This is a genomic window from Pseudomonas sp. GD03862 (genome assembly GCF_029840855.1).
GTDB lineage: Bacteria > Pseudomonadota > Gammaproteobacteria > Pseudomonadales > Pseudomonadaceae > Aquipseudomonas > Aquipseudomonas alloputida.
Genome location: NZ_JAOCDI010000012.1, coordinates 1 through 12,577 on the forward strand (window position 1 = coordinate 1; position 12,577 = coordinate 12,577).

Sequence of the window (12,577 nt, forward strand, 5' to 3'; positions counted from 1 at the left end):
GCCCTGCTGGCCAATTTCCCCCCGCCGTTCACCGTTGCCGCCGCGACCGTATTCGCGGGTAAACCCGCTCCTACACCTGATTGGGGGTGGATACACATTGGTGATTGGGCGCAGGCCGTCGTAGGCGCGGGTTTCCTCGCGAACACGGGCGAAGCCCGTGCTATCCACCGCGTTGTCTGTTTCGCCAACAAGCCCGCACGTTTCAGGATATGGCGGTCATTCGGCCGCCAACCGCCCCTTGTTCTGCCGGTCGGCCTTGTATTGCATGGCCACCGCCGGTGCCGGCTTGGCGCTACCGGTTTCCAGCCATTGACGCATGCGGCTGGCATCGGCGAAGTGGGTGTACTTGCCAAAGGCATCGAGAATGACCATGGCCACCGGGCGGTTGTCCATGCGGGTCAGCAGTACCAGGCAGTGCCCGGCCTCGTTGGTAAAGCCGGTCTTGGTCAGCTTGATATCCCAGTTGCTTTTGTTCACCAGGTGGTCGGTGTTACGGAAGCCCAGGGTGTAGTTGGGCTTGCGGAAGGCGACGGTCTTTTCGCGGGTGGTCGACAGCTCGCTCAGCATGGGGTACTTGCGCGAGGCCATCAGCAGCTTGGCCAGGTCGCGGGCAGTGGATACGTTCTGCGTCGACAGGCCGGTCGGCTCAACATAGCGGGTATGGGCCATTCCCAGGCTGCGGGCTTTGGCATTCATTGCCTTGATGAACGCCGGATAGCCGCCGGGGTAGGCGTTGGCCAGGCTGTTGGCCGCACGGTTTTCCGACGACATCAGGGTAATCAGCAGGGTTTCGCGGCGGTCTAGTTGGCTGCCCAGGCGCACGCGCGAGTACACGCCTTTCATTTCCGGGTTGTTGGCAATGGTCATGGTGAGCATTTCATCCATGGGCAGCTTGGCATCCAGCACCACCATCGCCGTCATCAGTTTGGTCACCGAAGCAATCGGCACCACGCGGTCGGCATGGCTTGAATACAGCTCCTTGTTGCTGTTCAGGTCGATCAGCAGAGCGCTGCCTGAAGCCAGATGCAGTTTGGATGGGTCACGTTGAACCTGGGCCGGGGGTTGTGCAGCAGCAGTCGACGGAAGGGTCGCGGTACCTGTGAGCAACAGCAGCAGGCTGAGGATAGACAGGGAAGTTTTCACGTTGAGGCTCACTAAAAGTTGGTATGTCGTTGGCTGTGCAAGGGTTTTCCCCCTAAAACCGTTGCATTTTGGAGTATGGCTGAATTGCTGTCGAATGCCTTATGACTAAAGGGCGCAAGGTGAACGATATTTAATCCTGTACCCATTACGTTCTTTTCCAGCTTCGCCAGTTCCGTCCAATCGTTGGCAGAATTCAACCACTTGGCGTAGGTCGAGAGAAGCACCTGCACCGAGCGCCCAAGCTGCCCAGCAATGAACGCTGGATTCGTGGTGACGAGCCAGAAGGTTGGAAGATGAATGGCGACTCCGTCGAGACGCGGCGCTTCTGCTTCGAGCGGTATTGCGCGATCTCTCTGGCCCTTGCCAGTGCGCCAAGAGCCCGGCTGTTCAACATTACGGTGCGGGTGTATTTCGTCTTGGTCCGCTCGACTGCCTGCTTTTCAACCACGATCCGGCAGATGTGAGCCGTCTTTTTCTCGACGTCGACCTCATCCCAGCGCAGCGACATAATCTCGCCTGTGCGCATACCCACCCTGCGACACGCTGCTGATGACCCGATTTGCCTCAGAGGCGGTCGACCGTATCTTCAGGCCCGGTTTTCGGTACAGCAAGGCAGAGGTGCTGCTGATGGACTTGCGGCAACCCGGTGAGTTGGCAGAGGACTTGTTTGCGCTCAAGCAATGAGTGGCTGCATTCGACCTACATCTGCCTTTAAAAAAGGACAGCTAACGGCCAAAAGTGGCCCTTGATTATCTACGAAATCAGGGCCCATTCAGTAGCCGTGGAAAGAAAGTCGGTGTTGGTTATCAGAAAATCCCGCAGGCAGCAGTTGCGGAATAGTCAGAGCCAGCGGCGAACCTCGGCCTTGTAGCGGCGGTAGTCGTCGCCGAACTTGGATTCGAGATAGCGCTCCTCGCGGGCGATTACCTGTTTCTGGATCACAATCAGCACCAATGGAAGCAAAGCCAAGGCGATTGCTCCGTCGAAGCCGACCGCAATGCCGGCATAGACAAGCGCCATGCCGAGATACATGGGATTGCGGGTCCACCGATAAGGGCCGGTCGTTGCGATGAGGGTCGTTGGTCGCGACGGCGGAATGTTGGTGCCCAGACGCCGGAACAGCCCCGCCGCCGCAAGCATCATCACCGCGCCGGCAGCGAACAGCAGCGCGCCCGTCGCGACCAGCAACCACCGGTCGATGCCGAAGTAGCTCAGGGCGACGAGCCGATCCGCCGCCAGCCCCAACAGCAACGCTCCTAGATAGATGAAGGGCGGAGGTAAGCGCACCCCCGCGCTGTCCGGTTCGACGGCCATGTTCATTTCCTCTCTAAGCGCTCAAGCCAGCATCGACTGCTGGGCAAAAATACCCGCCATCGCGCCCTGCGATGATGCCTGGGTGACCGAGGGCAATATGGGCGTGGTGAGATCGCCGGCGGCGTAGATGCCGGGTGTGCTGGTTTGGCGGCGTTCGTCGACCTTGAGGACGACGCCGGTTGGCGTATCCATCGTGGCGAGGCCCAGCGATTCATGCAGGTTTGCGGATGGCTTGTTGCGCGGATGAGCAAACAGGATGTCGACCGCAACAGTGGAGCCAGTGTCGAGATTGACAGTAGCGATATGCCCTTGGTGATGGGCGATCTCGACGATCCGCCCGTCGATGACAGATATGTTGCGGTGAGCCAGATCGGCCTGGATATCAGGCGCAATGTCGTGACCATCGGCAAAGACAGTCAACCTGTCGGTCCAATCGAGGAACAGCCTGACCTGGTTGTGAGATTGCGGGCCGGACCACACGAGGCCCCAATGTTGCCCGGCGACTTCAAAGCCGTCGCAATAGGGGCAGGGGACGATGGACGTGCCCCAGCTCTCGGCAAAGCCTGGAACATCAGGCATCTGATCTGCGACGCCATAGCTTAGGATTACGCGGCGGGCCTTGAGGCTTTCGTGATCGTCAGTGACAACGCAGAAATCGTCGATTACGCCAGAAATTTTCTCCGCCCGGGCATTGACCAGCCTGACCGTTGGATAGCGCGCTAACTGCTGCCGCGCCGCGGCCAAGATTTCCAGCGGCGGTGTGTGATCGTGACCAAGCAGACCATGTGAATGGCCGGCAAAACGGTTACGCGGGCAGCCGGTATCGAGAACCATGACCTTGCGACGGGCACGGCCGAGCTGTAAAGCGGCGGCGAGACCGGCAAAACTTCCGCCGATGATGATGACGTCATTCATGGTGATGGGCTCCGCTGGAGGGCAGGTTGAAACCTAGCCTTTGAATTGCAAATTTAAGATACCGAATGGTATCGTATACCTTAAATAAAGATACTGCAAAGTACTAATATCATGTCTGAGACCATACAGGGCCGGCGCGGCCGGCCCACCAACGAGGCGCTTGCCCAAACGATACTCAACGCCGCGAGCGAACTTTTTGTGGAATTGGGTTTTCAAGCGACGACGTTGGACAAGGTCGCCCAGCGGGCGAAGATATCCAAGCTCAGCATCTATAGGCGCTTCGAGAACAAGGAGGCGCTGTTCAGCGCAGCCATCACGGCTGGTTGCCAGCAGTCGTTTGCACCACAGGCCCTGCTTGAAGGTGCCGAAGGTTCCGTCGAAGACCAGCTTATGACGGTGGGAACATCACTGCTGCGCACGCTGTTGAGACCAGACGTCAGAAGTATCGAAGCCATGGTCATGGCCGATAAAACGAGTCAAAGCGCCTTGAGCAAGCGTCACTACGAAGCCGGCGCCGCTCATGTCATCGCCGACATCGAGACCCTTTTGCGCCAACTTCACGCGAAGGCGCTTCTCAACGTGCCCGATCCTCTCCAAGCCGCCCGCTTGTTTGCCGCGCTCTTCAAAGGGTCCGATCTACTGATGATCGCCCGCTTCGATCAGGCGAGAGCAGAGGACGAAAACGAAATTGAATCCTACTGCCGGTCGGCCGTCGCCATGTTCATAGCCGCGCACGGTCGCAGCGACCGCGCAAGTGGATAAGCATTTAATTGCCCCAGGGCAGCTTGGCCTTGGCTTGGTTTTGCGCTTCAGGGTTCGCAGCGGAATCACAGGCTGCGTCCGATAACTACGCAGTACTGACGCAAGTGCTCAGCATCGCAGCCTGAATCGACCATAGACTCGGAGACTCCTTCAAGCTGCTGGCTGCTATTGACCGTTTGCTGTCCTTAGCGAGAGACCGCTTTGGGTCGACAGCGGACTGTGGGAGGTGGCTGTAGCTGACGACCCAGGATGGATCTTGGTTGGCTGAGCGCCTGGATGGGGGAATAAAGCTGTCTAAAACCGCCCGAAAGCGTCTCGGTTTTATTGGGCCAAAGTCGCTGAAACTGGCTGAACCCTATTAGACAGGCCAGATGCTCAGGCCGCTTGCGGTGCGGTCTGAGGCTAGATTCCCACGCTACTGCTGCATTGCCGGGATGTGCTGGATGGACGTACAGCCGGCGCGTACCAATTTTTGTACCAATGGCTATGTCTTTGAGTGGGATGCAGTTCAGCGAAAGGTCTCGGTATTGAGGTTCTCGCCCGTGTCCGGTGATCTGATATAAAACCTTTCTGGACAGGGTAAGCGCACACTTGATGTAGCTCAGAGCTTCTGAGCATTGAGAGGTGCGTATGACCATAGATAGGGATGGAATGGATTGTGATCAGCAGGCTATCAGGCCGGCTGAAAACAATGGTCCGCCAGGCAGTCAAGACTCGGAAGGTAAAAGGGAGCAGCCCGGGGATCGCGACGATTCCGCACATAATCGGCCCTTTCGAGGCAGGCAGAGACCAGGCCCGCCGGACCCATCGCGGGCATCCAATGCCGAGCGTTATAGTTATCACAAGCGCCCACTGGAGTAACTGCCAGTACAGTGTGTAAAGGCTGGCGGAAGTACTGTTCAGCCCAGCTGATAGAAGCCCAGCCCCGCGCTGGGCTTTTTGCATTCATGAGACGCCATGAGGGCTTGTGATAGCAGGGCTGGGCATCGACGTTCAGCGATGGATGAGCGAGAGCTCGCTGATGATGCAGATCGAGCCGTCCTCGGCGGGCGTTGCGTCGGTGTAGTCGACCTGGTTGTAGACCCCGCCGTGGAACTCGAACAGGCGTGAAGCCCAGGTACTGTCGAGCTGCAAATCGCCCGACGAAGCGGATACCCCGTTGCATTCGGCCGTCACGGTTACCACGCCTTCAGACGTGGTGTGAATGCTGATGTTGAACGTCGCACCCAGTGGCACCCCCTTCAGGACTGTGGAATTCACCGGGTCGGTCTGGTTGAAGGTGCGCCGAAACCCCAGGGTAATGTTGCCCTTGTTCCAGAACACCTTTACCGGCGGGCCGTCGTCCCCGCGTACGTGCATCTGGGCGATGACTACCTTCTGCGCCGAGTTGACCTTGGTCAGCGTCATTGTCTGGCGATTCCAGTGATCCTGGGCGCTGGCCAGCGTCCAGTCTTGCGTTTCCGTCCATTCGCAGCGTGTCCTGTGGGTGCTTTTGCTCGAAGCCCCTTTGGTTGGGGCTGAGAACTGGATCGAGCCATCGCTGAGCACCGTCACGATGCTGGGAAAGCGGGCAATCGCTTCAGCACCGTTCAGCTCCAGAGCAACGGGGTTGGTTGAGGAGACGGCTACCGGCGTGGCGATGGTGAGGTGGCTGATATCTACGGCCATGGGGAACTCCTGGCGAAAAGGTTTGAGTGGCATAGCCGCCGTACAAGCGACGGCTGAACACAAAATTAGCCTCAAGCTAAATCATGGTCAATAGCTTGTGGCTAAATTAATTTCGCTTCACGGGAAATTACCTACTGGCGAAATTTTCCTCAGTGGGGGGCTTTACGCAGGATTTGGCGGTGAGATAAGCTTTTGCTGAGCACTGTACGAATATACAGCTATCAGGATGAGAATATGGCAAGCCACATGAAGTCGGAACCCCATCAGCGCCAGGAAATGACCGGAATAGAGCGGCTTAGCCTGCGGGTATCGTCAATGATCAACCACCCGCTCGCACAGACGCAGCGCTGGGTAGTGGTGCACCGTCTGGATAGCGACGGTGAAGCGGAATGGGAGGAGGTGATGGGCCAGCTGCTGGAAATGCCCGAGTTGCAGCTGACGTTCAATGATGACGCTAGCGTGACGGTGCGATGGGCGCGCAGTAGCGTGGAAGAGCGTGATGATTTTATCGTCGAGCGCGACTGCGAGGCTCAGGTCGAGGAGGCTGCACCGTTCTGAGCTTCAGCAAAAGCCCGCTGGTAAGGGCGGGCTTCGGTTTATACAAGGTGGGCATTCCACACCAGCAGGACCCTGGCCTGTATGTAGGTCTCTTCCCGACGAATCATGCGGTCTTTGTGCCGCGAGTTGTCGGAGATCATCTCGAAGTGGTCCTCGTCCGCGATCTGTAGCCGCTTGATGTAGATGTGGTCGCCCCAGGAAAAGAAGTAGATACCATCGCCGACGAATTCGCGGATGCTGACGTCGACGATCAGCGGGTCGCGGTGCCTGATGGTCGGCTCCATCGACTGGCCCCAGCCGGTCACCATCTTCAGGTGATGGTGCTCGCTGAACGTTACGCCCAGTTCGCGCAGGTGGCTGGGGCTGACGCGAACGTCCTTGAACATCTCGGGGTAGTCGTGGGGGATCTGGCCGCCGCCCATGGCTGCCCGCACGTCATAGTGGGCGATCCACACTTCGTCACCGACCAGGCCGGGGCGAAGCGGCTCGGCTTCCAGCAGCGTGGCATCTGCAGGCTCTTGCGCCGCTGCCAGCAGCCTTTGCCGGGTTTCTTCGGAGATACCTTTGCCGCTTCGGGCAAGCATCTGTTTGACCAGGTCGGCTGCAGAGAGCTTGTTGTCACCTGGCTCGACAGCCGCTTGCATGTTTTCGCCTGGCGACAGCGCGTCGAACCAGCCCCGTGGCAAGCCTTCGATGCCCTCGATGCGACGGGCCACGTCATCGCCCAGGTTTTTCACGGTCTTGTCGGAAAGGATCTGGCTCAGGTGGGCAGGCGCCATCCCCCAGCGCTCTGCGCAGGTCCCCTTTCTCTGGCTGCCGATCAGTTTCACCAGGTTGTGCTTGCGAATTTGGTAGATGTCCATGGGGTGAAGCATGCCAGTGTTTAGCTTGCTGCTAAATGTGCGCATGGCTAAATCTGCTCTTGTCGTGTTGTTAGCTGTAGGCTAAATTAAGCGCGCAAACAAGGAAAGCCGACGAGACATTTTTCTTCAGGGCTGATCACATCATCATCTGTAATGAGGTTCACATGGATCCGACCGACCTCGGCCCGGGTACCGTCACTTGGCTGGGCGGTACGGGGACTGTATTGCTGGGTGCGTTTCTGTGGCTGCGTAAATGGTTGTCGAGGGATGCAGTCGACCGTGCGATGGACACCGCAGAAATTGCCGTCATCCGCCACCTGACAGAGCTGCTGGACATCGAACGGGATGCTCGAAGGGAGGCGCAGGCAAAAGCTGATCTGCTCACCAAGGAGCGAAACGAGCTGGTGATGACCGTAGGCCGGCTGCAAGGCAAGGTCATGGTGCTGACCAGTAAGCTGGGCAGTAGCGGGCAAACATGAGGTGGCAGCCCGGGCAATCCGTGAAGAAAAAAAAGCCCGCCAAATTGGCGGGCAACAAGGGCGTAGGGAGCAACGCACAACAAATTCGGTTCAGGCAACCAAAGTGCCTGGTTGCAACTGTTCGGCCAGTGCCTGGGCTGAGGCGCGGGTCGGCATCGGGCCGCTCACGGCTTCGCCGTTGCGAACCAGGTACCAGCACGCCAGCAGGCCCTGCTCACGCAGTGAGGCGGGAACGGCGCTACCGACAACGGACATGATCTGGATAGTGGCCATGGGGACCTCCTTTAAAACATGGCTCTACCATACGCAGCAGCCGGATCTGTTTGAAATCAACTTCCTCGATAGTGATCATTGGTCCTGTCAACCTTTACCAGCGCGGTGGCCCGTAATACACCGGTGGCGGCCCATAATAGGTGCGGTAGCCCGGTGGCGGCGGGGGAGGCGCGTAGTAGGGCTGGTAGTACACCGGCTGTGGAGGCGGTTGTACGTACACCGGCGGCGGCGCGTAATAGACCGGCTGGCGCTCGACATACACCGTACGGTCATGGCCGCCATAAACCGTCGCCCCCACCACGGCGCCGACCACTGCCGCACCCAGCAGGGGCCCCGGCCCATACCAACCACCGTGCCCATGGCCGCCATAGCCGCCGTGAGCTGCTGCAGGCCCGCTGATGGCCAGGGCACCGACCAGCAGGACGATTCCGGGAATGAGACGGTTCATAAAACAACCTCGCAGGAAAACCCCACGTCCGGGGCCCTGTTACTATGACTCCGGTCTCTGTCAGCTGAGCACAGGGGAACGGTAAAGGTTGTGTAAGGGACGACCAGTGGCTGACTCTGTTACGCTGAATAAACGTTTCAGTCATGACCAAGGAGCCTGTTATGCCGACAACTCCCAGCCGGGACACCGTGCTTTGCATCTCTCTGGCCGGTCGCCCCGGCACGTTCGGCGTGCGCTTTCACAACCACCTGTACCAGCAGTTGGGCCTGGACTTCTACTACAAGGCCATGCGCACCGATGACCTGCCGGCGGCGGTGGCAGGGATCCGCGCCTTGGGTATTCGCGGCTGCGGGGTGTCGATGCCGTACAAGGAAGCCTGCATGGCCTTGGTCGACGAAATCGATCCCTCGGCGGCGGCCATCGAGTCGGTCAATACCCTTGTCAATTGCAATGGCCACCTCAAGGCTTACAACACCGATTACCTTGCCGTGCGCCAATTGCTGGCTCAGCATCAGGTCGATCCGGGCACGGCCTTTGCCCTGCGAGGCAGCGGGGGCATGGCCAAGGCCGTGGCCAGCGCCTTGCGCGATGCCGGGTTTGCCGAAGGCATCATCGTTGCACGCAACGAGCAGGCCGGGCGTCAGTTGGCGGATGTCTGTGGTTATCGCTGGGTGCCTGAGACAGGTGACATCTGCCCCCCCATGCTGGTGAACGTCACGCCGATCGGTATGGCAGGCGGGCTGGAGGCAGAAGAGCTGGCGTTTCCCGAGCACGCCATCGCGGCGGCGGAACGGGTGTTCGATGTGGTGGCGATGCCGGTGCAGACGCCGTTGATTCGCCGGGCTCAGGCGTTGGGCAAGCCAGTGATCACTGGGCTGGAGGTCATTGCGCTGCAGGCGCTGGAACAGTTCGTGTTGTACACCGGGGTAAGGCCGACGCAGGAGCAGGTGGATGCGGCGGTGGCATACGCGCGAGCTACCTAGTTAATACTACCCCCCTTCGCAGCTCCGGCGGCGAAGGGGGGTACAGGCGAAAACCGGATTGATCAGAACACCTCGTGCCCGTTATCCAGCTGTTTGTCGACCAGTGCGCGGCCATGGGCCAGCGACACACGCTGCGCATTTTCAAGGTCGGAGAAGAATTGCATGGGCATCGACATACGCTTGCTGGTGTGCCCGTCAGGTGCCGTGATCAGGCAGCCGGCGGCATAGGGCAGGGGTGAGTCGGGATGGGGCATCACGCTGGCAGTGATGGTGTGCTCGCGGTATTCACAGTGAAGAGATTGCATCGTCCTTACCTCGCTGTGGTATGTGAAGCAGTTACCTTCATATACCACAGCAAGAGGCCGGGAGTTCCCGGCCTGACGAGCGCGCCGCGACGAACGCTTAGCCTTCGAGCTCGGTTGGCTGGATCACTTCGATCCAATAACCGTCCGGGTCCTTGACGAAGGCCAGATGGTTCATGCGGCCGTCCTGCAGGCGTTTCTGGAACGGCACTTCCAGTTCCTCGAAGCGCGCGCAAGCGGCGCGGACGTCGGGTACCGAAATGCAGATGTGGCCAAAGCCGCGTGGGTCGGTGTTGCCATTGTGGTAGGCGAAATCGGCATCGTTTTCGGTGCCATGGTTGTGGGTCAGCTCCAGCACGCCAGGGATCGACTTCATCCACTGGTGGCGGGCGTTGTCATCAGCGGGGATCTGGGCAGGGTCGACCAGGGCCAGGAAGTACAGGCTGAAAGCGGCTTCAGGGAAGTCACGCTTGTCCACCAGGCGGAAGCCCAGCACGCGGGTGTAGAAGTCCAGCGACTTCTCGATGTCCTTGACCCGCAGCATGGTGTGGTTGAAGACGAACTGGGCGGTGGCGGCGTCAGGTTGCGCGGTGACGCCAGGCAGGGTTTGCAGATCGTGCAGGCTCATGGGAACTCCTGAGACGGGGCCGGGCGCAGGGCGCCGGCAAAACAGACAGGCTGGCCATGATACGGCAGTGCGCCGATTGCGCAAATGAAAGCGCCCTGCAAAGGCAGGGCGCTGAAATTAGAGGCCCGCATGTGCGGGCGCGTGATGGGGTCGCTAGTCCTTTAGCTGTTTCGATACTGAGCCAGTCCTTGTGAAAAAAGTGTGAAGCCTATGTGGGCATTTCATCAGCGTACCCAGCTTTCTACCGTGGCGGCCCCATACTGTTCTTTCCAGGCCTTGAGGCCACGGTGGTTGCCGCCTTTGGTCTCGATGCGTTCGCCGGTGTGCGGGTTCTGATAGACCTTGACCACCCGCGGGCGGCGTTGTTGCTTGGGGGGTGTGCTGGACGCGCGGGCCACAGCCTTCGGGTCGAGGATGGCGATGATATCGCGCAGGCTCTTGTCATAGCTTTTCATCAGGCCGACTAGTTTCTGCTCGAATTCGATTTCGCGTTTGAGGCCGGCATCCTTTTTCAACGCTTCCAGTTGTGCCATCTGTTCCTGGAGCGCTTTTTCGGCAGCACGAAACTCTGCAAGTCTGGACACTGTAATCACTCCTGTACGTCGGTCGTGGCAGGTCGTGACGAACATTGAAGACGCGTAAAAACGCCGGCCACGCAGTTGGGTTTCACTGTTCGCTGATATCGAGTGTAGTCATTCATGGCTACTGGGTAAACTGCTAACTTTTTGCAAGTAAGGCGGGAACTTTCCTAGTTTTGCGCACGGTATTTTGCGTTTTTCTGCGGTTGCACGACAGGGGGCCTAGACCATGGTCCAATGGCCCGCGCCAGAGACTTTGCGCGATCATTTCAGATGATGGCCGACTCATGTTCGGACCTGCCGCAGTACCCTGGCCAACACGTGCCACAGGTTGTTAACTCGTCTTCATTCTGGATGTTTCCTCGCATGTTTTCCCCTTTTCCCCTCGCCCCTGGGCGCCGTGTTACCGGCCTGTTTCTATTGTGTGCCGGTGTCAACGCCCAGGCTGCCGGGTTTCTTGAAGACGCCAGTGCCAAGATCGAAGCACGCAATGTCTATTTCAACCGCGACTTCCGGGACGGTTACAGCAGTTCCAGCCAGGGCGCATCCAAGCGCGAAGAGTGGGCACAAGGCTTTATCCTCAATGTGCAATCGGGTTATACGCAAGGCCCGGTAGGTGTTGGTGTGGATGCCCTGGGCATGTTCGGCTTCAAACTGGATTCCAGCCCGGCTGACAGCAACAGTGGATTGCTGCCCTCGTCTGGCCACGACCCCCGGCACTCGGCCGACCAGTATGCGAAGATGGGCCTGGCGGCCAAGGTCAAGGTGTCCAATACCGTGCTCAAGTACGGTTCGATGATGCCGGATGTGCCGTTGCTCAAGTACAACGATGGCCGTCTGCTGCCGACTCTGTTCCATGGGGCCATGCTCACCTCTGAAGAACTGCACGACCTGAAGTTCACCCTGGCTCGCCTGGACAAATACACCGCTCGGGATTCCACCGACCGCCAGGACATCCGCGTGCACTGCAAGAACAAGCGTTATGCCTGCGATACAGAAGCCGACCACTTCGACCTGGCCGGTGTCGACTACCGTTTCAACGAGCGTTTCAGCGCGCAGTACCAAGTGGCCAAGCTGGAGAATATCTACCGCCAGCACTTCCTCGGCCTGATGGCCAGTCAGCCGCTGTCGGTGGGCAGCCTGTCGGCTGACATGCGCCTGATCAAGAGTGATGACATCGGCAATGCCCGTGCGGGCGATATCGACCATCGCGCCTTCAGCGGCATGCTTGGCTACAGCCTCGGTGGCCACAAGCTCAGCGCCGGCTGGCAGCGCATGTATGGCAACAGTACCATGCCGTACCTGGATGGCAGCAACCCGTACTTGGTCAACTACGCCCAGGTCAATGATTTTGCCGCTGCACAGGAGCGCTCATGGCAAGTGCGCTATGACTACGACTTCAAGGCGCTGGGTGTACCCGGCCTGACCTTCTTCACCCGTTATATCAACGGCGACAATATCAAGGTGCCGGGTAGCAGTGTCGAAGGCAAGGAGTGGGAACGCGACACCGAGTTTAAATACCAGGTGCAAAGTGGCACCTTCAAGGATGTCAGCGTACGCCTGCGTAATTCCACTTACCGCAGCAACTATGAACGGTGGGCGCGTGACATGGATGAGACGCGGGTCATTGTCAGCTACAACTTCTCGATCTTCTAAGCAGCTG

General features: G+C 58.9%; 16 protein-coding genes and 1 pseudogene. 6 read left to right on the forward strand and 11 right to left on the reverse strand.

What is annotated here, in order from left to right; all coding sequences use genetic code 11:
- Positions 1 to 216: 216 nt before the first annotated feature.
- Positions 217 to 1,143, reverse strand: a complete 927-nt coding sequence (gene pbpG / locus N5D53_RS10305) for a D-alanyl-D-alanine endopeptidase (protein WP_104961394.1) — start codon at positions 1,141 to 1,143, stop codon at positions 217 to 219.
- A 193-nt stretch (positions 1,144 to 1,336) separates the two neighbouring features.
- Positions 1,337 to 1,669, reverse strand: a complete 333-nt coding sequence (locus N5D53_RS10310) for a tyrosine-type recombinase/integrase (RefSeq protein WP_081273289.1) — start codon at positions 1,667 to 1,669, stop codon at positions 1,337 to 1,339.
- A 20-nt stretch (positions 1,670 to 1,689) separates the two neighbouring features.
- On the opposite strand from N5D53_RS10310, the pseudogene N5D53_RS10315 reads away from it, so the two are divergent.
- Positions 1,690 to 1,824 (forward strand): annotated as a pseudogene (locus N5D53_RS10315) (DNA polymerase V subunit UmuC); the annotation flags it as partial.
- Positions 1,825 to 1,983: 159 nt separating this feature from the next.
- On the opposite strand, the gene N5D53_RS10320 reads toward N5D53_RS10315, so the two are convergent.
- Both N5D53_RS10320 and N5D53_RS10325 read right to left on the reverse strand, forming a co-directional pair.
- On the reverse strand, positions 1,984 to 2,457 hold the full coding sequence (locus N5D53_RS10320) for an isoprenylcysteine carboxylmethyltransferase family protein (RefSeq protein WP_129933642.1): 474 nt from the start codon (positions 2,455 to 2,457) through the stop codon (positions 1,984 to 1,986).
- Positions 2,458 to 2,478: 21 nt separating this feature from the next.
- A complete protein-coding gene (locus N5D53_RS10325) occupies positions 2,479 to 3,372 on the reverse strand; it encodes an NAD(P)/FAD-dependent oxidoreductase (protein ID WP_129933641.1) in 894 nt (297 codons plus the stop codon).
- Positions 3,373 to 3,483: 111 nt separating this feature from the next.
- On the opposite strand from N5D53_RS10325, the gene N5D53_RS10330 reads away from it, so the two are divergent.
- Positions 3,484 to 4,134, forward strand: a complete 651-nt coding sequence (locus tag N5D53_RS10330; RefSeq protein ID WP_129933640.1) for a TetR/AcrR family transcriptional regulator — start codon at positions 3,484 to 3,486, stop codon at positions 4,132 to 4,134.
- Between the two features lie 993 nt (positions 4,135 to 5,127).
- Here the strand turns inward: N5D53_RS10330 and N5D53_RS10335 are convergent.
- Positions 5,128 to 5,802 carry a polysaccharide lyase family 7 protein gene (locus tag N5D53_RS10335; protein ID WP_010954604.1) on the reverse strand — a complete coding sequence of 225 codons (675 nt, stop codon included), beginning with the start codon at positions 5,800 to 5,802 and terminating at the stop codon, positions 5,128 to 5,130.
- A 234-nt stretch (positions 5,803 to 6,036) separates the two neighbouring features.
- On the opposite strand from N5D53_RS10335, the gene N5D53_RS10340 reads away from it, so the two are divergent.
- Positions 6,037 to 6,360: a DUF1654 domain-containing protein gene (locus N5D53_RS10340; RefSeq protein WP_049586565.1), complete on the forward strand. Its 324-nt coding sequence runs from the start codon at positions 6,037 to 6,039 to the stop codon at positions 6,358 to 6,360.
- A 38-nt stretch (positions 6,361 to 6,398) separates the two neighbouring features.
- Here the strand turns inward: N5D53_RS10340 and N5D53_RS10345 are convergent, their stop codons facing one another.
- Positions 6,399 to 7,223, reverse strand: a complete 825-nt coding sequence (locus tag N5D53_RS10345) for a S24 family peptidase (RefSeq protein ID WP_104961397.1) — start codon at positions 7,221 to 7,223, stop codon at positions 6,399 to 6,401.
- Between the two features lie 164 nt (positions 7,224 to 7,387).
- On the opposite strand from N5D53_RS10345, the gene N5D53_RS10350 reads away from it, so the two are divergent.
- Entirely contained in the window at positions 7,388 to 7,702 is a 315-nt protein-coding gene (locus tag N5D53_RS10350; protein ID WP_014590512.1) for a hypothetical protein, read from the forward strand.
- A gap of 90 nt (positions 7,703 to 7,792) precedes the next feature.
- On the opposite strand, the gene N5D53_RS10355 is transcribed toward N5D53_RS10350, so the two are convergent.
- Complete coding sequence (locus N5D53_RS10355; protein ID WP_010954600.1) at positions 7,793 to 7,975, reverse strand: hypothetical protein; 183 nt, start codon at positions 7,973 to 7,975, stop codon at positions 7,793 to 7,795.
- Between the two features lie 94 nt (positions 7,976 to 8,069).
- Entirely contained in the window at positions 8,070 to 8,423 is a 354-nt protein-coding gene (locus tag N5D53_RS10360) for a hypothetical protein (RefSeq protein ID WP_003256193.1), read from the reverse strand.
- A 161-nt stretch (positions 8,424 to 8,584) separates the two neighbouring features.
- Here N5D53_RS10360 and N5D53_RS10365 point away from each other — a divergent pair, with 161 nt between their 5' ends.
- Positions 8,585 to 9,406: a shikimate 5-dehydrogenase gene (locus N5D53_RS10365; protein WP_064493030.1), complete on the forward strand. Its 822-nt coding sequence runs from the start codon at positions 8,585 to 8,587 to the stop codon at positions 9,404 to 9,406.
- A 62-nt stretch (positions 9,407 to 9,468) separates the two neighbouring features.
- Here N5D53_RS10365 and N5D53_RS10370 read toward each other — a convergent pair whose 3' ends face one another.
- The 3 genes from N5D53_RS10370 to N5D53_RS10380 all read right to left on the reverse strand — a co-directional run bounded on the left by N5D53_RS10370 (position 9,469) and on the right by N5D53_RS10380 (position 10,920).
- Positions 9,469 to 9,711 (reverse strand): hypothetical protein, encoded by a 243-nt coding sequence (locus N5D53_RS10370; protein WP_003256190.1) that lies wholly within the window; start codon positions 9,709 to 9,711, stop codon positions 9,469 to 9,471.
- A gap of 97 nt (positions 9,712 to 9,808) precedes the next feature.
- Complete coding sequence (gloA, locus tag N5D53_RS10375) at positions 9,809 to 10,336, reverse strand: lactoylglutathione lyase (protein WP_129933636.1); 528 nt, start codon at positions 10,334 to 10,336, stop codon at positions 9,809 to 9,811.
- 224 nt (positions 10,337 to 10,560) lie between these two features.
- Entirely contained in the window at positions 10,561 to 10,920 is a 360-nt protein-coding gene (locus N5D53_RS10380; protein ID WP_010954596.1) for a histone-like nucleoid-structuring protein, MvaT/MvaU family, read from the reverse strand.
- 360 nt (positions 10,921 to 11,280) lie between these two features.
- Here N5D53_RS10380 and N5D53_RS10385 point away from each other — a divergent pair, with 360 nt between their 5' ends.
- Positions 11,281 to 12,570 (forward strand): OprD family porin, encoded by a 1,290-nt coding sequence (locus tag N5D53_RS10385; protein WP_190869471.1) that lies wholly within the window; start codon positions 11,281 to 11,283, stop codon positions 12,568 to 12,570.
- Positions 12,571 to 12,577 lie beyond the last annotated feature (7 nt).